Source organism: Bradyrhizobium sp. USDA 10063 (assembly GCF_054063735.1).
In genome coordinates, this window is record NZ_JBSSGP010000002.1 from 7,232,207 (window position 1) to 7,255,445 (window position 23,239).

23 protein-coding genes are annotated in these 23,239 nt (G+C 63.9%); 9 read left to right on the forward strand and 14 right to left on the reverse strand.

Annotation, left to right across the window (positions count from 1 at the left end):
* Window positions 1-3 precede the first annotated feature (3 nt).
* Complete coding sequence (locus tag ACVJGD_RS36095; protein WP_456638665.1) at window positions 4-363, forward strand: hypothetical protein; 360 nt, start codon at window positions 4-6, stop codon at window positions 361-363.
* 27 nt (window positions 364-390) lie between these two features.
* Here the strand turns inward: ACVJGD_RS36095 and ACVJGD_RS36100 are convergent, their stop codons facing one another.
* Complete coding sequence (locus ACVJGD_RS36100) at window positions 391-1,209, reverse strand: quinoprotein dehydrogenase-associated SoxYZ-like carrier (protein ID WP_456638666.1); 819 nt, start codon at window positions 1,207-1,209, stop codon at window positions 391-393.
* Window positions 1,210-1,268: 59 nt separating this feature from the next.
* Entirely contained in the window at window positions 1,269-2,195 is a 927-nt protein-coding gene (locus ACVJGD_RS36105) for a quinoprotein relay system zinc metallohydrolase 2 (RefSeq protein ID WP_456640484.1), read from the reverse strand.
* A gap of 164 nt (window positions 2,196-2,359) precedes the next feature.
* Here ACVJGD_RS36105 and ACVJGD_RS36110 point away from each other — a divergent pair, with 164 nt between their 5' ends.
* Together ACVJGD_RS36110 and ACVJGD_RS36115 are read left to right on the forward strand one after the other, a co-directional pair.
* A complete protein-coding gene (locus tag ACVJGD_RS36110) occupies window positions 2,360-3,244 on the forward strand; it encodes a substrate-binding domain-containing protein (protein WP_456638667.1) in 885 nt (294 codons plus the stop codon).
* Entirely contained in the window at window positions 3,241-3,804 is a 564-nt protein-coding gene (locus ACVJGD_RS36115) for a PQQ-dependent catabolism-associated CXXCW motif protein (RefSeq protein WP_456638668.1), read from the forward strand. The genes ACVJGD_RS36110 and ACVJGD_RS36115 overlap by 4 nt, the downstream gene beginning before the upstream one ends.
* A 178-nt stretch (window positions 3,805-3,982) precedes the next feature.
* Here ACVJGD_RS36115 and ACVJGD_RS36120 read toward each other — a convergent pair whose 3' ends face one another.
* The 8 genes from ACVJGD_RS36120 to ACVJGD_RS36155 all read right to left on the reverse strand — a co-directional run bounded on the left by ACVJGD_RS36120 (window position 3,983) and on the right by ACVJGD_RS36155 (window position 10,620).
* A complete protein-coding gene (locus ACVJGD_RS36120) occupies window positions 3,983-4,276 on the reverse strand; it encodes a copper-binding protein (RefSeq protein WP_456638669.1) in 294 nt (97 codons plus the stop codon).
* Between the two features lie 123 nt (window positions 4,277-4,399).
* Window positions 4,400-5,014, reverse strand: a complete 615-nt coding sequence (locus tag ACVJGD_RS36125; RefSeq protein ID WP_456638670.1) for a hypothetical protein — start codon at window positions 5,012-5,014, stop codon at window positions 4,400-4,402.
* Window positions 5,011-5,859 (reverse strand): ABC transporter permease, encoded by an 849-nt coding sequence (locus ACVJGD_RS36130; RefSeq protein ID WP_456638671.1) that lies wholly within the window; start codon window positions 5,857-5,859, stop codon window positions 5,011-5,013. The genes ACVJGD_RS36125 and ACVJGD_RS36130 overlap by 4 nt, the downstream gene beginning before the upstream one ends.
* Entirely contained in the window at window positions 5,856-6,605 is a 750-nt protein-coding gene (locus ACVJGD_RS36135; RefSeq protein WP_456638672.1) for an ABC transporter ATP-binding protein, read from the reverse strand. Before ACVJGD_RS36135 ends, ACVJGD_RS36130 begins: the two co-directional genes overlap by 4 nt.
* 68 nt (window positions 6,606-6,673) lie before the next feature.
* On the reverse strand, window positions 6,674-7,645 hold the full coding sequence (locus ACVJGD_RS36140; RefSeq protein WP_456638673.1) for a YVTN family beta-propeller repeat protein: 972 nt from the start codon (window positions 7,643-7,645) through the stop codon (window positions 6,674-6,676).
* Between the two features lie 14 nt (window positions 7,646-7,659).
* On the reverse strand, window positions 7,660-8,841 hold the full coding sequence (locus tag ACVJGD_RS36145) for an ABC transporter substrate-binding protein (protein WP_456638674.1): 1,182 nt from the start codon (window positions 8,839-8,841) through the stop codon (window positions 7,660-7,662).
* 202 nt (window positions 8,842-9,043) lie between these two features.
* The gene (fghA, locus tag ACVJGD_RS36150; RefSeq protein ID WP_456638675.1) at window positions 9,044-9,889 is read right to left on the reverse strand and encodes an S-formylglutathione hydrolase; all 846 of its coding nucleotides are present in this window, start codon (window positions 9,887-9,889) and stop codon (window positions 9,044-9,046) included.
* A gap of 110 nt (window positions 9,890-9,999) precedes the next feature.
* On the reverse strand, window positions 10,000-10,620 hold the full coding sequence (locus tag ACVJGD_RS36155; protein ID WP_456638676.1) for a response regulator: 621 nt from the start codon (window positions 10,618-10,620) through the stop codon (window positions 10,000-10,002).
* A gap of 190 nt (window positions 10,621-10,810) precedes the next feature.
* Here ACVJGD_RS36155 and ACVJGD_RS36160 point away from each other — a divergent pair, with 190 nt between their 5' ends.
* On the forward strand, window positions 10,811-12,178 hold the full coding sequence (locus ACVJGD_RS36160; protein ID WP_456638677.1) for a histidine kinase: 1,368 nt from the start codon (window positions 10,811-10,813) through the stop codon (window positions 12,176-12,178).
* 7 nt (window positions 12,179-12,185) lie between these two features.
* Here ACVJGD_RS36160 and ACVJGD_RS36165 read toward each other — a convergent pair whose 3' ends face one another.
* The gene (locus tag ACVJGD_RS36165; protein ID WP_456638678.1) at window positions 12,186-13,796 is read right to left on the reverse strand and encodes a rhodanese-like domain-containing protein; all 1,611 of its coding nucleotides are present in this window, start codon (window positions 13,794-13,796) and stop codon (window positions 12,186-12,188) included.
* Window positions 13,797-13,993: 197 nt separating this feature from the next.
* Here ACVJGD_RS36165 and ACVJGD_RS36170 point away from each other — a divergent pair, with 197 nt between their 5' ends.
* Window positions 13,994-16,429 carry a TonB-dependent receptor domain-containing protein gene (locus ACVJGD_RS36170; protein ID WP_456640485.1) on the forward strand — a complete coding sequence of 812 codons (2,436 nt, stop codon included), beginning with the start codon at window positions 13,994-13,996 and terminating at the stop codon, window positions 16,427-16,429.
* A 47-nt stretch (window positions 16,430-16,476) separates the two neighbouring features.
* Here the strand turns inward: ACVJGD_RS36170 and ACVJGD_RS36175 are convergent, their stop codons facing one another.
* Both ACVJGD_RS36175 and ACVJGD_RS36180 read right to left on the reverse strand, forming a co-directional pair.
* Window positions 16,477-16,851, reverse strand: coding sequence for a response regulator transcription factor (locus tag ACVJGD_RS36175; RefSeq protein WP_456638679.1), 375 nt, complete (start codon window positions 16,849-16,851; stop codon window positions 16,477-16,479).
* The gene (locus tag ACVJGD_RS36180) at window positions 16,848-17,717 is read right to left on the reverse strand and encodes a S1C family serine protease (protein WP_456638680.1); all 870 of its coding nucleotides are present in this window, start codon (window positions 17,715-17,717) and stop codon (window positions 16,848-16,850) included. The genes ACVJGD_RS36175 and ACVJGD_RS36180 overlap by 4 nt, the downstream gene beginning before the upstream one ends.
* 183 nt (window positions 17,718-17,900) lie before the next feature.
* Between ACVJGD_RS36180 and ACVJGD_RS36185 the strand changes: the two genes are divergently transcribed.
* The 3 genes from ACVJGD_RS36185 (at window position 17,901) to ACVJGD_RS36195 (ending at window position 20,850) form a co-directional block, all read left to right on the forward strand.
* Window positions 17,901-19,136, forward strand: a complete 1,236-nt coding sequence (locus ACVJGD_RS36185; RefSeq protein WP_456638681.1) for an amidohydrolase family protein — start codon at window positions 17,901-17,903, stop codon at window positions 19,134-19,136.
* A gap of 28 nt (window positions 19,137-19,164) precedes the next feature.
* Window positions 19,165-19,587, forward strand: coding sequence for a DOPA 4,5-dioxygenase family protein (locus tag ACVJGD_RS36190; RefSeq protein WP_456638682.1), 423 nt, complete (start codon window positions 19,165-19,167; stop codon window positions 19,585-19,587).
* Window positions 19,588-19,674: 87 nt separating this feature from the next.
* Window positions 19,675-20,850 (forward strand): IS110 family RNA-guided transposase, encoded by a 1,176-nt coding sequence (locus tag ACVJGD_RS36195; RefSeq protein ID WP_456632918.1) that lies wholly within the window; start codon window positions 19,675-19,677, stop codon window positions 20,848-20,850.
* A 474-nt stretch (window positions 20,851-21,324) separates the two neighbouring features.
* Here the strand turns inward: ACVJGD_RS36195 and ACVJGD_RS36200 are convergent, their stop codons facing one another.
* The gene (locus ACVJGD_RS36200; RefSeq protein WP_225703212.1) at window positions 21,325-21,768 is read right to left on the reverse strand and encodes a MarR family winged helix-turn-helix transcriptional regulator; all 444 of its coding nucleotides are present in this window, start codon (window positions 21,766-21,768) and stop codon (window positions 21,325-21,327) included.
* A gap of 185 nt (window positions 21,769-21,953) precedes the next feature.
* Here ACVJGD_RS36200 and ACVJGD_RS36205 point away from each other — a divergent pair, with 185 nt between their 5' ends.
* Complete coding sequence (locus ACVJGD_RS36205) at window positions 21,954-23,132, forward strand: substrate-binding domain-containing protein (protein WP_456638683.1); 1,179 nt, start codon at window positions 21,954-21,956, stop codon at window positions 23,130-23,132.
* The last annotated feature ends 107 nt before the right edge of the window (window positions 23,133-23,239 follow it).

The window sequence follows — 23,239 nt, forward strand, 5'->3', positions numbered from 1 at the left end:
GCTATGACGCTTGCGGGACCGGTACGACCTATTGTCGCCGCTTTGATCGTGTTCGCGGCAAGCGCCGCCATCGCGCGCGGCGAGGAGGTCAACGATTATCCGACAGCCACCCGCGCGGAATACGTGTTCGGCTGCCTGAAGGCGAATGGCGAAACACGGCACGCAATCGAGCAATGCTCGTGCTCGATCGACGTGATCGCATCCCTGATTCCCTATGACCGCTATGTCACCGCCGAGACGGTGCTCAGCCTGTCGCAGGTGAGGGGCGACATGGGTTCGCCCTTCCGCACGTCCGAGCAGGCGACCAATGCCCTTAACGATCTCCGCCGCGCCCAGGCCGAAGCAGAAGTCAGGTGCTTCTGAAATGGGCTATTCCGGACGCCCGTCCGTTCAACTATCCGAATCGATCTTCCATTCGTGCTCGAACACGTGGCCGTCGGTGTCCTTGGCCTCGGCGCGGAAACGCTTGGCGCCGTTCGAGACATAGGTGAAGCGGATATTGGGATCCTCGGAGATCGAGATTCCACCTTCCATCTTCAGCACCAAGCTGTCGTCCTGCCAGAGCTGCAGCCGGTCGACATAGAAGGCGGGAATATAGAGCTGGGTCACCTGGTCCATCTGCAGGCCGGAATTGTTGGGATGGCCGATCATGACCTGCGCCTCTCGGGCTCCGCTCGTGGAACCTGCGCCGGATTTCGAAAACTGCCGGTATCGTATCTGACCGAGCCTCGCCTTGGCTTCCTCGGCGTTTTTGAGTGCAGGCGCGGCGCAGCCGCCGGATGCTTTCACGTAAGTCTTCACCACATATAGCGTGCCGTCGGTGAGTTCGGCTACGGCATGGACGTCGGTGTAATTGTTGACGCGCACTCGGGTCGAGATTTCCGTGACATTGGCGTCCGGCCCCAACTCGAACTTGGCCGCCATCGGCGCCGGGTTCTGGTCGATGACAAGCGTGATCGTCCGCACGCGGCGGCTATCGCCGGCTGCAAGCTTGGTGCGCAGGGTTACCGGCACGATCGCGGCATCTTCCGCGCGGGATGGCATCTCGATCGCGATCACGTCGCCACCGTCGCTCATCTGGCGATTGTTGAAGATGTCCTGGACGAGGCCGGGCCAGGGATCATAGCGCTCCGCGCCTACCGCGGGCACACCAAGTGCGACGCTGAACAGGCCGGCGATGCAGAGCAGACGGAAAGGCGCTCCGAACATGGTCGTTCTCCGCTCGGCGAGGATGGAAGCAACGCCTCCACTATACGGCCCCGCCAGAACTATTCCCACTCCAATTCCGAAAATGCTGCAGTTGCGTTGCGGGCGTTGTAGTCGTCGAACAATTTCCAGCGCGGCCGCTCCGATGCCGCGGCGCTTTCGGCTGCGGCGGTGATCGGCTTGCCCTTCGCGATCAGCCCGCGCACGTCGGCTGCCAGCGTCTCGAGATAGCGGCGTTCATCGGTCAGCGCCGCCGGCCATTCGCTCACGGGCCCGTGACCGGGAACCACGCGCTGCGCAGGCAGGGCGGCAAGCTCGCCGAGGATGGCAAGCCAGCCTTTGATGCTGCCGTCCACGACGGGGATGTGGGTGACGAACACAAGATCGCCGGCGAACAAGGTCCGGGTCTTCTCATCGAACACGGTGAGATCGTTATCGCTATGCGCAGTTGGCCAAGCTCTCAGCGCAAGTGATCGTCCACCGAGATCGAGCGCGCGGCTGCCGTCGACGAGCATCGTCGGCGGCACGATGCGGACCGGATCGATCAGTTCCGCGCCCATCGTCCGGCGGAAGGCCTCGAGATAGAACTGGCCTCGCGCCGTCAGCGCGTCGGGAAGCTTCTTGTGGCCAACGAAAACGGTTCCGTCGCCGCCAAATGCCGCGTTGCCGAAGGCATGATCGGGATGAGCGTGGGTGTTGATGACATAGCGGACGGGCTTGTCGGTGCGGGCGCGGATGGCGGCCAGCAATCGCCGTCCCTCGCGGACGCTGCCTCCAGTGTCGATCACGGCAACGGCGCTGTCGCCGATGATGAATCCGATATTGGCGATGGCGCCGTCATTCTCGCCGGTCATCAGGGCGATCTCGCCGGTATGCACGAATATTCCAGGCGCGACTTCGCTCACAGACAATTCTTGTTCCTGCGCCTGCGCTAGGGTCGACAGGCAGAGGGTAGCGACGAGCGCGATCAGCGAGACGACACGAGCCATGTTTCCGCCCCAGTTCATGCGCGAAGCGGCCTCGACCGCTTCGCATTCGTATTGCGCCTGTTTGCGCTGCAGCACGCCAGGCGAGACCATCACGAAGCTGTTGCACGCCATGACATGCCGGGCAATCTATGGTTAGCCCCAAGCAGGAAAGAGGAGGAAGCGCGATGGCGGGTGCCGGACGATATCGCCGCTTGTTGCCGGCGGTGCTTACGATCGCCGCGATGGCGGTCGGGCACGGTGCCGCTCGCGCGCAGACCAACGAAAGCGGCGATCTCTCGATCGAACTGATCGATCCCAAGGTCCTGCGCGTCTGCGCCGATCCGCGCAACCTGCCGTTCTCCAACGACAAGGGCGAAGGCTTCGAGAACAAGCTTGCCGAGTTGTTTGCCCAGAAACTGCAGAAGAAGCTAGAGTTCACCTATTTTCCGCAGGCGACCGGTTTCGTGCGGATGACGCTCGGCTCGCACCGCTGCGACGTCATCATGGGCTTTCCGCAGGGCGATGAATTGGCTCAGGGCACCAATCCCTATTATCGCACGGCCTATGCACTGATCGCAAAGCCAGGCAGCGGGCTGGATGATGTCACCACCCTCGAGGACGAGCGATTGAAGGGCAAGCATATCGGCGTCGTCGCCGGCACGCCGCCCGGCACCAACATGGCCGCGGCCGGCCTGATGGCGAATGCAAAGCCCTATCCATTGATGATCGACACGCGCATCGACTCTTCCGCGGAGGCGATGATCAAGGATCTTGCCAAGGGCGAGATCGACGCAGGTGTGTTGTGGGGGCCGATGGCCGGTTTCTATGCCAGGAAAGCCAATCCGCCGCTGCACGTCACGCCGCTGGTGAAGGAAACGACGGGCCCGAAGCTCGTCTATCGCATCGGCATGGGCGTGCGCCCGGCGGACCAGAACTGGAAACGCCAGCTCAACCGCCTGATCCAGGAGAACCAGGGCGAGATCAACAAGATCCTGCTCGATTTCGGCGTGCCGCTCCTGGACGAGAATGACCGGCCGATCGGCCCGGACACGGCGACGAAATCGCCATGAGTCCGTGGCTCACGGGCCTGGTCGTCGCCGCCAACGTGTTCGCCGTTGCAGCCCACGCGCAGCAGCCGGCAGCCGAGCCGCAAGAATACCGCACGGAGAATTATCGCGCGCCGGTCCCCGCGACACTTGCCGGCGCTCGCGTGCTCTCGACCGCGGAAGCCGAGGCGATCTGGCGCGACAAGACCGGCGCGTTCGTCGACGTGCTGCCGCGTCCACCAAAGCCCGCCAACCTGCCCGAAGGCACGGTCTGGCGCGACAAGCCGCGGCTCAACATCCCCGGCAGCATCTGGCTGGCGGACACCGGCTACGGAAAACTCGCTGATGTAACTGAAGACTATCTTCGCCGCGGCCTCGAGCGTGCCTCGTGCGGCAATAAGGCGGCGCTGCTCGTGATCTATTGCCAGGAAAATTGCTGGATGTCGTGGAACGCAGCCAAGCGCGCGCTGACCTACGGCTATTCCAACATCGCCTGGTATCCCTTGGGATCCGATGGATGGGAGCGCGCAGGCTTGCCACTCGTCGAAGCCCGGCCGGAACCCCGGACGGGCGAAGAGAAATAAGCCCTGAGACTCCATTTGTATGAAGCAGGGCCCCGGTGCTGATGCTGCGCTCCCTCTCCCGCTTGCGGGAGAGGGTTGGGGTGAGAGTATCTCCACATTGAGACTCTTTGAGTGGAAAGAGCCCTCACCCGGCGCTGCGCGCCGACCTCTCCCGCAAGCGGGAGAGGTGAAAAAGACACTACTGCTTCTTGAGATCGGTGAGGGTCTTGGTGCCGCCGCCTTCGGAGGCGGAGAAGTTCACCTTGTCGCCGGCATGAAAGGGTTCAAGCTTGTTGGTATCCGTCACCTTGAACTCCTGGACTGCGCCGCTGCCTGCGCCGACCGTGCCGCTCTGGGTCTGCTGGATCGAGATCGTGCCACTCAGCCGATCGATCTTGGTGATCGTCCCCGTCATGTTTTGCTGGGCCAAGGCCGCGGTCGCGAGGATGCTGACGGCCGTCGCGCCCGCCAGGATGATCGTTGCCTTTCTCATCAAAAACTCTCCCGGTTTCGAGATGACCTGGACGACAAGAGGCTGGAATCCCATTTGGTTCCGGAACCATCCGCTGGAACCGGCAAAGGTTAGCGTTACTGACCTTTTTGCGCGGGAACTGCGCTATTCCATCTCTTGCTGAATGGTGCGGCCAAGCGCGAACAGGCGCTGGTCGATCGTTGTCGGTACTTCGCAGACAAATCTGACCACACGTTGGCGGTCCTCGAAGATCCGCGTTTCCCACAGGAGCTGGTTGCTGAGTTCGTCCACCTTGGTCTGATCGGGCGAAGGGGCGGTCTGCATCGCCTGCAGGGCGAGCGTATCGGCGCGGATCTTCTCGGCCGCCTCGCGCTGCTTGCGCGTCACCCGCTCGATCCCGTTCATGACCGAGGAACGCTGGGCGTTAAGAGCATCGAACAGGCCGGCGAACAAGAGCTTGCCGGCGGTGGTCTTATCGGCCGCGGAAGCCGCGAGGAAATCCGTGATCGCCTTTTGGGCATCATCGAGCGGCGTGCGCCGCGCGGCCAGTTTCTCCACCAGCGCGCTGATCTTGGCGTCCTCCTTCCATTTGTCCCTGATGTCATCGAGCGGTGGTCCCGCCCACACCGCTGCGAGCGAAATCTCCGGCACCTTGGCCTGCGCGCAGGGCCAGTCGGGATGGCGTGGATCGGCGGCGCGACCGACCCCAGTCGTTACAGCGACAGCAAGCAATGCCCCGATTGCGATCCGCCCGATCATGTCTCGCCTCCGGCAGGCCCGCGCCGCGCCAATCCGCGCGAGGGATCATAGGCCAGGATCGCGCCGATCATGAAGACCGCCGCGCAGCCGGCGACGACGCTAAGCGAAATCCAGTTGATCTGGCCATACAGCGCGAAGCGGATCAATTCGACCGCATGGGTGAACGGATTGAACTGGCAGACATAATAAAGCATCGGGCTGCCTTCCTGCACCCGCCACAGCGGGTAGAGCGCGGATGAGGCAAAGAACATCGGAAAGATCACGAAGTTCATGACGCCGGCAAAATTCTCGAGCTGCTTGATGCCGGAGGAGATCAGCATGCCGAGCGCCCCCAGCATCAGCCCTGACAGCACCAGCGCGGGAAGCACGGTGAGATAGCCGATCGGCGGCGGCGTGATATCCCAGAGCCACGCGATGACGAGGAAGGCATAGACCTGCAACAGCGAGACCGCGGTGCCCGCCAGCAGTTTGCAGAACAAGAGGTAGCCGCGCGGCAGCGGGCTCACCAGGAGCGTGCGCATATTGCCCATCTCGCGGTCATAGACCATCGAGAGCGAGGACTGCATGCCGTTGAAAAGCTGGATCATCGCCATCAGGCCCGGCGCGATATAGACCTCGTAGAGGATGTAGGTCTCATAGGGCGGGATGATCGAGATGCCCAGCACCTGACGGAAGCCGGCGGCGAAGATGAACAGCCATACCAGCGGCCTGACCAGTGCCGAGACGAAGCGTTCGCGCTGGTGCAGGAAGCGCAGCGCCTCGCGCCAGACGATGCCGTTGAGGCAGGTGATGTATTCGCCGATGGAAAAGCCGCGTCGCGACGGCGTGACGGTGATGGAGCTCATGATGCTTCGCTCCCGGCTTTGCCCACCGTCCCGGTCAGGCGCATGAAGGCGGTGTTGATGTCCTGCGCGCCGGTATCGGCGATCACGCGCGAGACCTGGCCGCGTGCCAGCACCTTGCCCTGATGCAGCACCACGAGATCGTCGCTCGCCGTGATCTCGTCGAACAAATGCGTGGCCCAGAGCACGCCAATGCCTTGCTCGGCGACGAGCTGCCGAACGTGGTTAAGGATGTCTGAACGGGCCTTGACGTCGAGGCCGACCGTCGCCTCATCCAGCAGCAACAGGCGCGGCCGATGCAGCAGCGCACGCGCGATCTCCAGCCGGCGCATCTGGCCGCCGGAGAGGTCGCGCACCTTGCTGCCGGCACGGTCGGAAAGCGCAATGCGCGCCAGCACCTCGCCGCTGCGCAACCGCGCCTCACGCCGGCCGATGCCGTGCAGGGCAGCGTGATAGAGCAGGTTCTGCGTCACCGATAAATCGAGATCGAGCGTGCGAGGCTGGAACACGACGCCGAGCAGCCGCAGCGCCTCGCCCGGCGCATGGCTGATGTCATGGCCGAAAATGCCGACGCGTCCGGCCTGGATGCCGAACAATCGCGTGATCAGCGAGAACAGCGTGCTCTTGCCGGCGCCGTTCAGGCCGAGCAGCGCCGTGAAGCTCGCCGGCGCGACTTCAAAACTCACATCGATCAGCGCGCGGCGCGCACCATAGGAATGGCTGACGCCTTCGATGGACAGGGCGGCCATGCCGGCAGGATCCTGCCGGGCCGATATGTCCGGCGATGATCTGTCAGCGATGGGTATCTCGGTTGCTGTCATTGTGGTGCAATCGTTACGCCCCAGGGAAGCTCACCGACCTGGATGGTCTTGATTACTTTTTGCGCGGCGACGTCAATGACGGAGACGTCGTTGGAGACGCCGTTGGTCACCAGCAGGTATTTTTCGTCCGGCGTGAACGCCATGTGCCAGACGCGCTGTCCGACCAGCAGATATTTGATCACCTTGTGACTGACGGCGTCGACCACCGCAATGCGGTTGGCCGGGCCGAGCGCGACGAAGGCGGTCTTGTCATCCTTGGTCATGCCGATGCCGACCGGCTGGATCGCTTCGCTGCGCAGGCCGGGAATGCTGAAGGTGACCTTGCCGGTCACCACGTGCTTGACCGGATCGACGATCGACACCGTGCCGCCGATCTCGGAGGATACCCACAATTCCGAGCCGTCATGCTTGAACTCGGCGAAGCGCGGTCGCGCGTCGACCAGCACGTTGTCGACGATCTGGCGTGTCGACGTGTCGATGAAATGCGCCATGTTGGTGGTTTCGGAGGTGTTGATCAGGATCTTGCCGTCCGGGCTGATCGTCATGCCCTCCGGCTCGACGCCGACCTGGACGTCGCCGATGCGGGCGCGCTTTTCGAGATCGATCACGGTCACCGTGTTGTCGTTCTCATTGGCGACGTACATGACCTTGCCCGCGGCATCCTGGGTGAACAGCTCCGGATCAGGCCCGGAGGGCAGGGTGTCCACCACCTCCTGCTTCTTGGCATCGATCACCTGGATGGTGTCGTCGTCGCCGACCGCGACCATCACGAACTTGCCGTCGCGGCTGAACTCGATGCCGCGCGGGCGCTGGCCGACCTTGATGGTTTTTGTCACCGTCCAGCTATCGGTATCGATCACCGAGACCGTGTTGCCTTTTTCGTTGGACACATAAGCCATGAAGGCGGAGGCGGGTGCGGCGGCCGCAAGCCAAAGGACCGTTCCGGAAATCAGACAGCGGCGCCACATGCGCGATCTCTCCCTCACTGCAGCTTGCATTTGGTTTCCGGGCGGTCGACGCCGAGCGTGTCGAGCTCGGAGACCTGGTGCAGGAAGCCTTCCTGCGGCGACACCGACACGACCATGCGCCCGTCGACCAGAAGAATCGGCTGGCGAAGCTGCTGGTTCCAGTTTCGCAGCGTCAGCCGCGTGCCCTTGAACGCGGCCACCGAGAAATCCGGTCCCTTGAGGAAAGCAAGCAGCTTCTTCGGGTCACCCGAGTTCGTGCGGGAGGCGGCTTCACCGATCATGCGCGTCGCAGTCCAGGCCTGCATGTCGAGCGCGGTCATCCGCCGCGAATTCAGTTTCACGAAGCGGTTCTGGATCTGGATCGCGCCCCACTGGTCCTGCGCTGCGTCCCAGCTCGTGGGCACGAGCCCCGCGGAGCCCGCGACCGGCCGCGGGTCCCAGGTTCGGTAGGGCAGATAGGACGCGAAGACCTCGCTTTCGTCGGCGGCAACGAGCACGTCGTAGGCGGGGATCTGCTGGGTGAAGACCGGCATCTGCCGCTGGATCAGCGTCACGCCGCTATCGGTGCGGCGCGCGCCGCCGGTATCCTCGAAAGTCTTTTCCTGCACGATCTTGGCGCCGAACCGCGTCGCGGCGCGACGCAGCGCGTCGGCATAGAGCTTGTCCTTGTCGTGCGAGCCGACCACCAGGAACCAGCGCCTCCATTGCTTCCAGACCAGATATTGCGCCAGCGCATCCGCCAGCATCGACCGCGTCGGCGCAACATGGATCACGTTGGCGCGGCAGTCCTGCTCGCGCAGCCGGTCATCGATCGCGCCGGCGTTGAGCAGCACCGTGCCGCGATCGCGCAGCGCGTCCGCCGCCTGCAGCAGCGCATCCGGCGGAAGATCGGCGATGATGAAGCCATTGCGATCGGCAAGGGCAGTCGCGGCCTTCGCCACGTCCTCGCCTTCCCTCAGCCGGACCTCCTCCAGGTTAAAACGCTGATTGAGGAATTTTCCGGTGGTGTTGTTGTCCTCGATCGCAAGCCGCGCGCCGGCCACGCCGTCATTCTCGGCGGGCTGTTCGACCAGCGACAGCTTCTGCTGAACGCCGGCACGGCCGAGATAGCCGATGCCGATCTCGATCGGCTCGGCGGCACGCGCGGGCATCGCCATTGCGACCAGACCGATTGCGGCGACCAGCCATCGGACCATGTTTCCTCCCGCCGTCTCCTCGCCTTGACCGGCGATGGAGATACTCTTGGGCTGCAAGATGACTGAATTGTTGTGCCTTGCAACCCCGCATTTTGTCGTTGCGACGTTCTCGATTGCGCACGATCACGATCATGAGAGCGAGGTTTGCCGTCGCGGCGATAATGTCGAACGCCGCCGTACCCCTAGCCACAATGAAGATGGTTCAGGCCGTCAGCCGCGCGGCGTGCCAGCGCAAGTGATCGCCCATGAAGGTGGAGATGAAATAATAGCTGTGGTCGTAGCCTTCCTGGCGTCGGAGCAGGAGCGGGATCTGCGCGTTCGCGCAGGCCTGTTGCAGCAGTTCCGGGCGAAGCTGCTCGGCAAGGAACGAGTCGGCATCGCCAACGTCCACCAAGAGGTCGGAAAACCGCGCGCCGTCCTCGATCAGCGCCACCGTGTCATGCCTGCGCCATGCGTTTCTGTCATCGCCGAGATAGCCGCCGAGGGCCTTGATGCCCCAGGGCACCTGTGACGGCGCAACGATCGGCGCAAAAGCGCTCGCCGCGCGGTAGCGGTTGGGATGGCGCAGCGCCACCGTCAGCGCTCCATGCCCGCCCATCGAGTGGCCCATGATCGACTGCCGCACGGGGTCGACAGGGAAATTCGCGGCGACGAGCTGCGGCAGTTCCTGTGTCACATAGCTCCACATCCGGTAGCTCTGGGCAAAGGGCTCCTGCGTCGCGTCGACATAGAAGCCGGCGCCAAGGCCGAAGTCGTAGGCCCCGGCGGGATCGCCGGGTACGCCCTCGCCGCGCGGGCTGGTGTCAGGCGCCACGAAGATCAGGCCGAGATCGGCGCAGGTGTCGCGGTATTCGCCTTTCTCGGTGACATTGGCGTGGGTGCAGGTCAGCCCGGAGAGATAGTACACGACCGGCAGCTTCGCGCCCGCCGGATGCGGGGGAACGTAGACCGAAAAGGTCATGTCGGTCTTGGTTTCGCGGCTGGCATGCTTGTACACGCCCTGGATGCCGCCATGGGATTTGTTCGTCGAAACGGTTTGAATCGTCATGATGTCTTAACTCCGGCGCTACTCTGTTGGCGCATGATCTCCGCGCAAACGCTTCGCGTTTGTCGCGAGGGAAACCGGTGCCGACTTCTGCGGATCATGCGTGCGCAAGTTCAGGCGACGCCGCTCTCGATCGCCAACCGCACCAGTTCGGCCGAGGTGCGCACGCCAAGTTTCTGGCGCATGATCGAGGAAGTGTTGGCGACGGTCTTGTATGAGGAATGAACCAGCCAGGCGATCTCGCTGAGCGTCTTGCCGGCGCTCAACAGGCGCAGGATTTCCATCTCGCGCGGATTAAGCTTTGACAGCGGGCTCTGCGCAGCGGTGGGCCCGGCAAAGGCGACGCGGCGCGCAATCGCGGGCGGCAGATAGACGCCACCGCGACCGACTTCGTGAACGGCTTCGACGAGGTCGTTGGGATCGCCGGTCTTCGCCACATAACCCTTGGCGCCGATCTCGATGGCGCGGGCGGCGAACACCGGATCGTCGTTCATGCTGAACATGATGATGCGCGCCGAATCGTCCCGCGCCAGCATCCGCCGCGCCAGTTCGAAGCCGGAGACGGTCGGCAGATTGATGTCGACCACGGAGACATCGGGATGCTCGGTGACAAAAACGCGTTCGCCGCTTTCGGCGTCCGATGCTTCAAGCAGCACGATCTCCGGTTCGTCGGCGAACACGGTGCGGCAGCCGGAAGCGACGATCGGATGGTCGTCAACGATCAGAACGCGCATGCTTGAAGTCCCGGATAGCTGCGTCAGCCCGTTGCTGCACCGCATCAGATTGCATGAACGCGGCTTTCCCGCGGGCGCTCATGCATCTCCAGCGCGATTGCTGTACCCTTCGATTAGACAGACGCGGTATTTGTCTGTCAACGCTCCTCTTCATCGAGGAACCGAACGCGGGTGATCGTGGGCAAAGGCGATGTGGCAGAAACTTTCCTTGCGCGGGCGGATCAACCTGCTGCTGGCGCTCGTTCTCGCGCTCGGTCTCGCCATCAACATCGCCAGGCTTGTCGTGGAGGCCGGGCCCCGGGTCCAGGCCGAAGACCAGAGCGTGATCCGGCTGGCGCAGGAATTCGTGACCACGATCGTTGCCGGGCTGAACGAGGCGCCGGATCCCGACGCCCGGCTCGACCAGATCGTTCGCGATCTGAGCCGGCTGCGTCACGTCAGCATCACGCGCCAGGATGGCACGACGGCAAAGTCCGGAAAGGGCGACGCGACTGACAGCCGCGAGGAGGGGCGGTCACCGCCAGCCTGGTTTGTCTCGCTCGTTCATCCGGAGACGACTTCCGTTAGCGTGCCAATCAACATCCGCGGCAAATCGGAATCGCTCGTGATCACCTCGCATCCGAATGACGAGATGGCGGAGATCTGGGATGGCATCGTCACCCAGCTTGCGGTGGGTTCCACCATCGTCGTTGTGCTCTTCCTGATCATCAGGAGCGTTGTCGGCCGCGCGCTGGCGCCGCTTGAAGAGCTGTCGCAAGCCATGGCGAAGATCGAGGCCGGGCAATACGATGTTCGCGTGACGCCGGGCGGCGCTCCGGAACTGGCTGCGATCTGCGCCAAGCTGAATCACCTCGCCGCCACGCTCGGCGAAGCGATCGAGGACAAGCGGCGGCTCGCCGAACGCGCCGTTTCGTTGCAGGACCGGGAGCGCAAGGAGATCGCGCGCGAGCTGCACGACGAGCTCGGGCCGCATTTGTTCGCATTGCGCGCCCATGCAAGTGCGTTGATGCGGCTGTCGGATACACCCGAAGCAGGTCCGGATCAGGTGCGAAAGCACAGCGGCGCGATGCTCGAGCAGGTCAACGCGCTGCAGCAGTTCACCCGCCGGATACTGGAGAAGCTACGTCCGGTCGGTCTCGCCGAACTTGGACTTTACGAGGCGCTCTCTGCCCTGTTCCGCCTGTGGAAGGAGACGCATCCGGAGGTGGCGATCGAAACCAGCCTTTCGCCTTCGCTCGGCGAGACCGGAGAGACTGCCGATCTCACGATCTACCGCGTCGTCCAGGAAGCGCTGACCAATGCCTTCCGTCACGCCGGCGCGACCGCGGTCAAAGTCACCGTCGAGCTTGCGGAGCAGCCGGAGGGGGTGCGGGGAAATCGCGGCTGTGCGCGGGTGCGGGTCCGCGACAATGGCCGCGGCTTGAGCCCGGACCACCGGTTCGGCTTCGGCCTGACCGGCATGCGCGAACGCATATTGGCATTGGGCGGCTCGCTGACGGTGTCGTCCGCTGACGGCGTGACGGTGGAGGCGCTGGTTCCGACGGGAGCGCGCTCCTAGCCGTCCTCTAAACGACGTGGAAGTTAGACACCGAATCGTTTGCGAGCTGGGCAACAAGGTGCAGCTCCCAATCGATGTAGGCCTGCATTGCGGCCGCCGCGTTGTCCGTTCCCTCATAGGGTCGCTTGTAGACATCATCGGGCTGCGAGATCAGGGAATGCCGATCCCGCTCCAGCGGCTGATCACTGTTGGTCCAGGCGCGCGTTCCGCCTTTCAGCACGGCCACCTTGCGCGGTGTCGCGGCGGTCGCATCCGCAAGCGCGAACAAGGCTTCGTCGTCGTCGGCGCTGGTGAGAATGATCGCTCCCTCGCCGGGCAATCGCGCCAAATCCTCGGTGAAACGCGAGGCCAGCACGAAATGGGCGCCAGGGATATGGCCCGCGGCATACGCGGGGCTGCGCGCCAGATCAATGACGGTCCAGTTGTCGCGGTTTGCGATCAGCTCCGCCACGTCGATCGCGGGGCCGGAGGTTACCGGCTCTGGACGGCGCGGTGCCGGAGTGTCGGTCTCGGTCGGCTCAATTACGTCCGGTCCGACAATGTGAGCCTCCCAGCCCATCTGGATCAACCAGGATGCGGCCATGCGCGCGCGAACGCCGTCGTCATCGAACAGCACGAGCCGCGATCCACGCACGGCGACCCACTCATCCGTGGCCTGCACGAGCTGCCCGCCGGGTGCCGAGGCGAAGCCGGGCGGATGTCCGCGCTCGTATTCTTCCGGCGTCCTCACATCGAGCAAATAGAGCGTGCGTTCGTTCGCTTGGGCGAGGACTAGATCGAATGTGTTGCGGTCGAGGGCCGGAACGCCGACGCGCTCGGCCCATTGCGTCGCGCTGGCAAGTGCCGCGGCATAAGTCACTTCGGGGCGCTGCAGGAACCGGTCGGTCCTGTTACGTTCGACCTGGTGTCCGGCCAAGGTCCAGCCGATCGTGCCGTTTCGCAGCGCGAAGATCCTGTTCGGGAGCCCCGCATTGATCAGCGACTGCGTGCCGATGATGCTGCGCGTCCGGCCGGCGCAATTGACGATGATGGTAGTGCCGGGCGCGGGCGCGATTTCCCTTGCGCGAAATGCGAGCTCACCGCCGGGCACGCTGACGCCGCGCGGAATGCTCATGGTGCGGTATTCCTCGAACCGGCGGGCGTCGAGCACGACCAGATCGGGCTCCGTCTCGATCAGGGCCTTGACCTCATTCGCCGACAGGGAAGGCGTGTGGCGGATCGCCTCGACAAGTTCGCCAAATGCCTTGCTCGGCACGTTGACGTCGCGGAAGACCTCGCCGACCGCCCGGTAGGCTCCGAGGCCACCGTCGAGGATCGAGACATCCGTGTAGCCGAGCGCTGAAATACGTTTCACTGCCCGCTCGGCATATCCTTCGCCGTCGTCATACACGACAACGGGGACGCTGAGCCGCGGGATCAGATCAAGAACGCGCAGCTCGATCTGCGAAAGCGGCAGGGAAACGGCGAAGAAGGGGTGCGCCAGCGAGTAGGGGCCTTCCTCGCGCACGTCAAGCAGCGCGACCTCCTCGCCAGCCCGCCAGCGCCGGCGCAAGTCCGTGGGCGTCATGAGTGGCGCGGCATCAGACCGCTTCGGCTGCGTGCCGGAAATTGGCTTCATTGGCGTATCCAGAAAGGAATTCAAAGGCATCGGCATATAGCAGATATTGTTGATGGCCGATGGTCCTGGCCGCGACGATCGGGAATTTTTCCCGACGCTTTCGGGAACACTTGCAGGTAGCGCATGGCTCGCCCTGCACTCTAGTATCGCTTGAACCGGCGACGACAGCCGGACGGTGGGTGGAACGGGTGGGACAAATGGGCGTGCGGGTGCTGCTTGTCGCATCGATTGCGACAGGTGTTGTCGTTGTCATTGGGAACGAGACTGGCTTCGCCCAGAGTGGGGGGCAGCAGGTTGAGACATTGCCGCCGGTGGAGGTGACGCCCGGAGACCGCGCCAGGCGCGGCCGTCCTACGACGGCTCCCGTTCGCGCGCGGCAAAGGTCGCCAAGAGTGGTGTATGTCCCGACCGCGCCGACGCCGACCTCGGATTCGGCTGCTATGGTCGAAGCGGACAAGGTGCCGGCGGCCATCAATGTCGTCGACAGCCGGGAAATCGCGCGAACCGATTCGCTCAATATCACGAATGCACTCGAACAGCGCGTGCCGGGCATCACCATCAACGAGGTTGCCGGCAATCCCTTCCAGCCGGACATCCAGTTCCGCGGCTTCGTGGCGTCTCCCGTGGCAGGCACGCCGCAGGGCCTTGCGGTCTACCAGAACGGGGTACGGGTCAACGAAGCCTTCGGTGACACGGTCAACTGGGACCTGATTCCGACCAGCGCGGTCAGGTCCATAGACGTTGTGACCAACAATCCGGCCTTCGGTCTCAACGCGCTTGGCGGCGCCGTCGTCGTACAGATGAAGGACGGTTTTTCCTATCAGGGCGCCGAGATCAACACCATGGGCGGCTCGTTCGGCCGCATCCAGGGTTCGGCGCAATGGGGTAAGCAGATCGACAATTTCGCCGTCTATGGCGCCTTGGAAGGCCTGCACGACAACGGTTTTCGTAACTTCTCTCCGTCCGACATCCGCCGCTTCTACGGCGATGTCGCCCACAAGAACGACGTCAGCGAATTCCATCTCAATATCGGTCTCGCCGACAATAAGTTCGGCGCGGCGGCGACGGTGCCGGTCGAACTGCTGCAGCGATATTGGGGCGCGACCTACACGACGCCGCAAACCTCTGCCAACAAGGTCGGCTACTTCAACCTGACCGGCAAGGTGGAGGCGACCCCGACCTGGACCATCGAGGGCGCGGCGCATCTGCGGTTCTTCAAGCAGAAGACGCAGGATGGCAATCCAACAGAGACCGAGCCCTGCGAGGCAGATGCCGGGTTACTTTGCTTCAACAGTGATGATGTTCCCGCAAACGGATTGAATGGCGTTCAGCTCGCCAATCCGTTTCCGGCGGGTGCGGTGCTTGGCGAGAACGACCGCACCACGACGAAGTCGACCACGGGGGGTATGCAACTGGCAGCGACGAACGAGGATCAGCTCTTCGGCCACAACAATAAATTCACGATCGGCGGCAGCTTTGACACCAGCGTCACGTACTTCACCGCGAGCGCGGAGCTCGGCACCATCGGCCCCAACTACGTGGTCAGCGGCAGTGGCATCTTCCTCGGCCAGTCCGGCGAACCCGTCTCGATCGGCCCGGTCTCGCTGCGCACCACCAACCAATATACCGGCATCTACGCGCTCGACACCTTCGATGTGACGAATGCGTTCTCGATCACGGCGGGCGGCCGCTACAACGACGCGCGCATCAGGCTTCAGGACCAGATCGGCACCGAGCTGAACGGCTACAGCACCTATGACCGCTTCAATCCGATCATCGGCGGCACCTACAAGATCACGCCGGAGCTGACCGCCTATGCCGGCTATTCCGAAGCCAACCGCGCGCCGACGCCGCTGGAGCTGGGCTGCGCCGATCCCGCGCGCCCCTGCATCGTCGCCGCCTTCCTGGTCTCCGATCCGCCGCTGCAGCAGGTGGTGTCGCGTACCGTCGAGGCCGGCCTGCGCGGCACCAAGGAATTGAATATCGGCACGCTGTCCTGGAAGGTCGGCGGCTTCCGCGCCACCAACAACGACGACATTCTCGCGATCCCAAGCCCGGTGCTGCAGGGCTTCGGCTATTTCCAGAATGTCGGCGCGACGCGGCGACAGGGTGTCGAGGCCGAGATCCAGGTGAAATCATCCGCGCTGCAGATGTACGCGAGCTACGCTTTTGTCGATGCGCGGTTCCTGGATGCGCTGCAGGTCGGCTCCAACAGCCCCTTCGCCGATGAGAACGGCAATGTGCAGATCCTGCCCGGCAACCAGGTTCCTGCGGTGCCCCGCCATCGCATCAAGGCCGGCTTCGACTATGCGCTCACCGATCAGTTCAAGGTCGGCGCCGACGCGATCTACGTCAGTGGCCAGTATTTTGTCGGCGACGAATCCAACCAGGCGCCGAAGCTGGCGTCGTACGCCGTGTTCAATGCCCACGCCTCCTACCAGCTCACCAAGAACGTCCAGATCTATGGTCGCATCGATAACCTTCTCGACAGCCGCTACGCGACCTACGGCACCTTCTTCCAGACCGACGACGTGCCCAATTTCCCCGCTGGCGGTGTGGCGTTTACCGATCCGCGCTCGGTCAGCCCGGCCCGGCCGCGGGCCTTTTATGCAGGGGTGCGGGCTACGTTCTGACCCCAACATGCACAGGCCGCCCAACCAACCGGATCCCGCGCTTTATCCTACAGATGGATCACGCCGCGCCGTGCCGCATGCGCGACCGCATCGGTGCGGCCGGTGGCATCGAGCTTGTCGAGCAGCGAGCTGACGTGGAATTTGGCGGTGTGGACGGATATCCCGAGCTGCCGCGCAATCGCCTTGTTCGAGGCGCCCTCGGCCATCAGCGCCAGCACGTCGCGCTCGCGCGGTGTCAACTCGATCTCCGACCGTTCGCCTGCCGGCGGATCCCGCGAGACCAGCGCGATATTTGCCGCTTCGCCCGGCGCGGCAAGGCGGACGCCCGCCACGCCGCCGAGCAGCGAGGCAAGCCGGTCCGCAAGCGCGGGATCGCCGACGTCGATGGCAATGACGAGGGGAGGCGAGGTCTGTTCGCTCACGTCTCCGGCCTTTCGCCGACCGTCAGCTTGAACCGCACCGGCTCGCCGCCACGCCGCACCGCGACGTCGACGGTAGCGCCGACGCTCTCGGGCCCGAGCGCTCTGAGCAGCGCTCGCACGCCGGAAATCTTCTCGTCGTTCCAGCCGACGATTACGTCGCCTTGCCGGATGCCGGCGGCCGCCGAGGGACCAGCCTTGTCGACGCTCATCACCATAGCGCCGATGCCGTCGTCGAGCTTGACCGGCTGCAGGCCAAGCCCAAGATAGCCGCGCGCGATCCGGCCATGGGTCTCTAAGCGGCTCGCCACGCGCTCGATGGTTGCCGCCGGGATGACAAGGACGCGTCGCGCGCCGAGCACGGCCATGCCGAGGGCGTCGCCGGAGGCATTGAGCGCAAGCCCACCCTCGTGACTGGGCCTCAGCCGCACGTCGAGCTCGATGCGCGCATCGATGTCGCCGCCGCGCAGGCTCCGCCAGGCGCCGCCGACCAGCGATATCAGGCCGAGCGCCGCTGCAGGCACGCCACGCTCGGCTGCGACGACCAACGCCAGCGATCCCAGCGCGGGCACCTCGGATGAAAGCTTGATCGGCGCGATGCTGGCGGTCTCGACCCGCAACAGCGCGATATCGGTGGTGTGATCGCGTCCGGCGATGGTCGCGGACCGCTCCGTTCCGTCGGCAAACCTGATCGTGACCTCGCCTTCTTCGGCCAGCGCTTCGTCGGCGGTGACGACCAGGCCCGCTTTCCAGACAAAGCCCGTGGTCCGCGAGCGGTGCGAGTGCACGGAGACAACGGCAGGCGCGGCGCGGGCGACGATGTCGGCCATCGCGCCGGAGAAAGTGGCAAGCACTGAGGGATCGGACATGGCAACACTCCGTTGGATTGTCCCCGATCTGGGCACGCTCCCGTGCCGTTGGAAACTGCCCGGGTGGGCAGGCGCGAGCGGCCATGCCTTCAGAGAGCGGTATCCTTCTTGCATCAGATGTGCATTGCGGCCCGCGAAACGAGGCCCGGCTTCTCAATTCTCCTGCCGACTGGAATTCCCGATATGACTGACCTTTTGATCCGAAATGCCCGTGTGCTGGGCCAGGCCGACGCGCTTACCGACATCGCGATTTCGGATGGCGTCATTGCCGAGATCGCGCCTCGGCTTGGCAGCCATGCACGCCAGACGCTGGATGCCGGCGGAAACCTGGTCACGCCGCCCTACGTCAACGCTCATCTGCACCTCTGCAAGGTGTGGACGTTACCGATGATGTCGGAAGCGGCGCTCGAAGCCTATCACGGCGGCGGCATGAGCGAGGCGGCGAAAGCGATTGATCTCGCCGCTGCGGTGAAGGAGAAATACGACGCGTCCTGGATCATTCCGAACGCCAGGCGTGCGGTCGCATTGGCGGCGTTGCATGGCAATCTGCATATCCGTGCTTTCGCCGATGTCGACACCAAGGCGCGGCTCGAGGGCGTCAAGGCGCTGCTGGCGGTCCGCGAGGAATTTCGCGGCATCGTCGATCTGCAGGTCGTGGCGTTCGCGCAGGACGGACTTGCGCGCGAGCCGGGTGCGGACCGATTGATGCGGGAGGCGATGGCGATGGGCGCCGACGTCGTCGGCGGCATTCCCTGGATCGAATCCAGCGCGGAGGACATGCAGGCTCATATCGATTTCTGTTTCGATCTCGCCACCGAGTTCAACGCCGATATCTCGATGCTGCTGGACGATGTCGGCGATCCCAACATGAAGACGCTGGAAGCGATGGCACGCCAGGCGATTGCGCGCAGCTATCAGGGACGCGCGCTGGCGCATCATTGCCGGGCGATGTCGCTCTATCCCGAATCCTATTTCGGCGAATTGACCGGGTTGCTGCGCCAGGCACAAGTCAGCATCGTCAGCGACCCTCACACCGGTCCGCTGCACGCGCGGGTCAAGGAGCTCCTGCAACAGGGCGTCAACGTCTGCCTCGGGCAGGACGATATTTCCGATGCCTACTATCCGTTCGGCCGCAACAACATGCCCGAGGTAGCGTTTCTCGCCGCGCATCTCTTGTGGATGACGAAGGAGCACGACATCAATACGCTCTACGACATGATCACGTCGCGACCAGCCGCGGCGATCAATCTGCCCAAATACGGGATCGAGGTGGGATACCCCGCCAACCTTGTCGTGCTTGATCATCCCGATGTCACGAACGTGCTTCGCTTCCACGCGCCGCCCGCCGCCGTCGTCAGCCACGGATGCGTGGTTGACCTTGCGCATATGAGCGACCTTGCCCAAATCAAGCGGAGGTGAGGATCGGGTCTTTGAAAGGCAGAGACTGATGAGCGATTTGCAAGGTGCCACGCCGCGATCGGCCGGTGAGATCGCGAGCTATCACGCCCATGTCTACTACGATCCGGCGACGACGCGGCCGGAGGCCGAGCGGTTGAGGACGTGGATCGGCGAGCGCTTTTCGGTCACGCTTGGCCGATGGCATGACGTGAAGGTCGGGCCGCACGATCAGGCCATGTATCAGGTGGCTTTCGCAAGGGAAGTGTTTGCCGCGTTGGTGCCGTGGCTGATGCTCAACCATGGCAGCCTCAGCATCCTCGTGCATCCGAACACGACCAATCCGCGCCGCGATCATCTGGTTGATCCGCTCTGGATCGGCAGGCCCCTCGCCGTGCACGGCGAGAAGTTGCCCGAGGAGAGCGAGCTGGAGCAGGCGCCCGCGCCGAATACGACGCCGCATCTCCCGCCGTGAGTTTGTGGTTTCGTAGATTCCATGGGGCGGTGAGCGCGCCCTTTCCGGTAGGTTTGGGTTTCCACACTCGAACCATCGGAGAGTCTGATGCAAGCATTGACCAAGAACACGCCCACCGCCGGGCATTGTGGCACGATTTTCGTTGCGATCGAACTGAGTCAGAAGACGTGGCTGGTGACGCTGCACAGTCCGGATCGGGACCGGATATCGCGCCACAAGCTGGAAGGCGGCGATCACGCCGGGCTGCTGGCGCTGATCGAGCAGGTCAAGGCCCGGGCGACTGCGAAGCTTGGAGCGGCGCCGCGGGTGGTGAGCTGCTACGAGGCTGGCTATGACGGCTTCTGGCTGCACCGGCTGCTCGCGGCGGCTGGGATCACCAACTTCATCTTCGACCCGGCGAGCATCGCGGTGGAGCAACGGGCGCGGCGGGCGAAGACAGACCGGATCGATGGCGAGCTTCTGCTGCGCACCTTGATGGCTCATTTGCGAGGCGAGCCGCGGGTGGTGCGGATCGTCCGGGTGCCGAGCGTGGCCGAGGAGGACGCCCGGCGCGCCAGCCGCGAACGCGAACGACTGGTGAAGGAGCAGACGGGGCACACCAACCGGATCAAGGCGCTGCTGCGCCTGTTGGGCATGGCGGCCGGCACCTTGCGACGACGGACCTGGCTCGCCTGGCTGGAGCAGCAGCGGGACTGGCAAGGGCAGCCGCTGCCGCCGCAGCTTCTGGCCGAAGTGAAGCGCGAGCATGCCCGGCTGATGCTGGTGCGCGACCAGCTCAAGGCGCTGGAGCAGGCCCAAGTCGCTACAGAAGTCGCGGCAGAAGTCGCGGCGGAAGCCGCCGCGGCGCCGGCGCCGATGGCGAAGCGACGGGATCAGTTGCAGCAGCTCAAGGCGCTCGGCCCGGCGTTTGCCGCGACGCTGGTGAACGAGGTGTTCTACAAGGACTTCCGCAACCGGCGCGAGGTCGCCAGCTATTGCGGATTGGCGCCCAGTCCCTGGCAAAGCGGCAGCATCGATCGCGAGCAGGGGATCAGCAAGGCCGGCAACCGGCGCGCCCGCCACAAGACGATCGAACTGGCCTGGCTCTGGCTGCGCCATCAGCCGGACAGCGCGCTCAGCCGCTGGTTCCGCACCCGCACCGAAAACGCCGGCAAGCGCGCCAAGCGCATCGCCATCGTCGCGCTGGCGCGCAAGCTGATCGTGGCGCTGTGGCGCTATCTCACCACCGGCCTTGTTCCGGAGCAGGCCGTGATGAAGGCCTAGCACCGGACCACGCCACCAGGGCGAGGCGGCTCCGCGCCGCGCGCCCCGTACAGGATGGATGATGACCGTGCCACCCAGGGGCCCAACCAGGCCGCTTTGTAGATGGGTCTCATCCTCTTGGCTTCCTCGCCGCAAGCATGCGGAATGTGGGTACGGATCAGCCGATCCGACCGGATATGAGGTGATGCAGTGAGCTGCAGAAATCTTCGGAAGCCAATCCTCGCCCGGGGCCCGGTCGTCGCGCTGCGCTACGCATGGCTCCGCGCGCCGCCCTCTCACTGCAAAAACCCAACCCGCACCGGTTCAAGAGCCTTGACTCACAAAGCCCCATATGAGGGTGGGCAAAGTTGTAAGGTGGGCAAAGCGACTTCTTGCTCGGTAGTTCAACAAGCAATGACAGAAGCGTGCCCACCGTTACCAGCGGAGCGCTTGATGGTGGGCACGCTTCGCTTTGCCCACCCTACAAGTCGCGCATCAATTCGCGCTGTCGATCAGGTTTTCGAGCAGCCGCTTCAATTCGTTGGTGGACTTGTTGCCGTAGTTCTCGACGATATGCGCTTCCTGGCTCATCGCCAGCGAGTTCAATCGCTGGCACAGAATTTTTCCGCGGTCGGAGCAGAACATCAGCACCTTGCGGCGGTCCTTCGGATCCTGAACGCGGTAGACGAGCGCATCCGACACCATGCGGTCGATGATCTTCGTCAGCGTCGGGTGGTTGAGCAGCACGGCTTCGGCGAGTTCGCCCATCGAACGCCCGTTGCCATCGAACAGGACCTTCAGGATTCGCCACTGCTCGACCGGCACACCCTCCTTGGCCAGACGCGATTCAAGCTGCCGGTTGATTTCCCGGTTGGCTTGCGCGAGCAGGTAGGCGAGATGTTCCGTGAGCGGGGTATCTTGGCTTGGCGGTTTGGCCACGATTGAAGACTTTGTTTTGACCCTGATGAGCGAATGACTTGCGCCGATTGCCCGTTCTATATGCATGGCAATTGTTGAAGTTTCAATATTTTCGCCTAGGATATTTGTCGAACGGGTGGGACAGCCGGCGGCGGACGCATCGATGCGCTGCGCGACAAGGGGCGAAGTGTCGGACAGGAGTGGGCGTGCTCTCAACAGTCTGCGTCAACAGCGGCGGCGCTCCCATGCCGCCCTTCGTATTCAGAGGCCTGTCGGCGCCGACGACCGATCCGTCCTGGCACCCTGCTGATGTCGGCTTCAGCAAGCGAGGTGGCGCCCACAACAAGTTGAGGGTAGCGAACTTCCTCACCTTCTCCGGTTCACCGGGAATCTGGGGACCGGCCACCACCAACGCGGTGTTGCTCGCGGTCTCCGAGATCAATCGTCGTGGCGGCATCTTGGGCCGTGAGATCGAATTGACCATGCTGGATGCCGGCGGTCCGATCGAGGATGTCGTGCGCCGCGCCGCCGAGGCGGTCGCCTTCGATGAGGTCGACGTGATCATGGGCTCACATATCAGCGCGGTCCGCGTCGCGCTGCGCAAGGTCACCGGCGGCCGCGTACCCTATATTTACACGCCGGTCTATGAGGGCGGCGAGCGGACGCCGGGCGTGATGGCGATCGGCGAGACGCCGCGCTGGCAGAGCCGACCCGCGATCCATTGGCTCGCCGATGTCAAGAAGGCCTCGCGCTGGTATCTGATTGGCAGCGACTATGTCTGGCCGTGGCAATCGCATCGCGCTGTGAAGAAATACATTGGTGAGGCCGGCGGCCAGGTGGTCGGCGAGGAGTTCGTCCCGGTCGGCGAGGACAATCACGCCGCCCATCTCGCCCGCATCCGTGCCGCCCGCCCCGATGTCGTGCTGATCTCGCTGATCGGCACCGACAGCATCACCTTCAACCGCGCCTTTGCCGAGAGCGGTCTCGCGGCAACCACGCTCAGGCTGGCCGGCGCGATGGATGAGACGGTGCTGCTCGGCATCGGCGCCGACAACACCGAGAACCTGTTCTGCGCTTCCGGCTATTTCATCGGCATCGGCTCGCGCGCCAACGATGACTTCCTCAACCAGTACCACACCACCTTCGGCGCCACCGCGCCGCCAATCGGTTCGGTTGCCCAATCCAACTATGAGGGCCTGCGCTTCCTCCAAGCCGCAGCCGAGCGGGCAGGCTCGCTGGCGTTCAAGCCACTGCTCACCGCGGGACGCAACATCGTCTATACCGGTGCGCGCGGGCCGGTGACCATTCGGAGCGGCCGTGCCGAGATGCCGATGTATCTCGCTGAAGCCGACGGCCTCGATTTCAGGCTGATCAAGACGATCTGACGCACGGCAGGAATTGCGCCGGCCCGCCGTCTTGTAAAATAATTCTTGAAAAGGAAAATATTTCCGTCTGTAATACATCCGCGGCTTCGGGTGGGACCGCATCCTCG

Coding starts and splice junctions, on each gene's coding strand:
- ACVJGD_RS36130 (WP_456638671.1), bottom strand. CDS start 5,859: ATGAGCTCCATCACCGTCACGCCGTCGCGACGCGGCTTTTCCATCGGC.
- ACVJGD_RS36110 (WP_456638667.1), top strand. CDS start 2,360: ATGGCGGGTGCCGGACGATATCGCCGCTTGTTGCCGGCGGTGCTTACG.
- ACVJGD_RS36135 (WP_456638672.1), bottom strand. CDS start 6,605: ATGGCCGCCCTGTCCATCGAAGGCGTCAGCCATTCCTATGGTGCGCGC.
- ACVJGD_RS36190 (WP_456638682.1), top strand. CDS start 19,165: ATGAGCGATTTGCAAGGTGCCACGCCGCGATCGGCCGGTGAGATCGCG.
- ACVJGD_RS36195 (WP_456632918.1), top strand. CDS start 19,675: ATGCAAGCATTGACCAAGAACACGCCCACCGCCGGGCATTGTGGCACG.
- ACVJGD_RS36170 (WP_456640485.1), top strand. CDS start 13,994: ATGGGCGTGCGGGTGCTGCTTGTCGCATCGATTGCGACAGGTGTTGTC.
- ACVJGD_RS36155 (WP_456638676.1), bottom strand. CDS start 10,620: ATGCGCGTTCTGATCGTTGACGACCATCCGATCGTCGCTTCCGGCTGC.
- ACVJGD_RS36125 (WP_456638670.1), bottom strand. CDS start 5,014: ATGATCGGGCGGATCGCAATCGGGGCATTGCTTGCTGTCGCTGTAACG.
- ACVJGD_RS36145 (WP_456638674.1), bottom strand. CDS start 8,841: ATGGTCCGATGGCTGGTCGCCGCAATCGGTCTGGTCGCAATGGCGATG.
- ACVJGD_RS36105 (WP_456640484.1), bottom strand. CDS start 2,195: ATGGCTCGTGTCGTCTCGCTGATCGCGCTCGTCGCTACCCTCTGCCTG.
- ACVJGD_RS36115 (WP_456638668.1), top strand. CDS start 3,241: ATGAGTCCGTGGCTCACGGGCCTGGTCGTCGCCGCCAACGTGTTCGCC.
- ACVJGD_RS36140 (WP_456638673.1), bottom strand. CDS start 7,645: ATGTGGCGCCGCTGTCTGATTTCCGGAACGGTCCTTTGGCTTGCGGCC.
- ACVJGD_RS36095 (WP_456638665.1), top strand. CDS start 4: ATGACGCTTGCGGGACCGGTACGACCTATTGTCGCCGCTTTGATCGTG.
- ACVJGD_RS36100 (WP_456638666.1), bottom strand. CDS start 1,209: ATGTTCGGAGCGCCTTTCCGTCTGCTCTGCATCGCCGGCCTGTTCAGC.
- ACVJGD_RS36160 (WP_456638677.1), top strand. CDS start 10,811: ATGTGGCAGAAACTTTCCTTGCGCGGGCGGATCAACCTGCTGCTGGCG.
- ACVJGD_RS36185 (WP_456638681.1), top strand. CDS start 17,901: ATGACTGACCTTTTGATCCGAAATGCCCGTGTGCTGGGCCAGGCCGAC.
- ACVJGD_RS36180 (WP_456638680.1), bottom strand. CDS start 17,717: ATGTCCGATCCCTCAGTGCTTGCCACTTTCTCCGGCGCGATGGCCGAC.
- ACVJGD_RS36165 (WP_456638678.1), bottom strand. CDS start 13,796: ATGAAGCCAATTTCCGGCACGCAGCCGAAGCGGTCTGATGCCGCGCCA.
- fghA (WP_456638675.1), bottom strand. CDS start 9,889: ATGACGATTCAAACCGTTTCGACGAACAAATCCCATGGCGGCATCCAG.
- ACVJGD_RS36120 (WP_456638669.1), bottom strand. CDS start 4,276: ATGAGAAAGGCAACGATCATCCTGGCGGGCGCGACGGCCGTCAGCATC.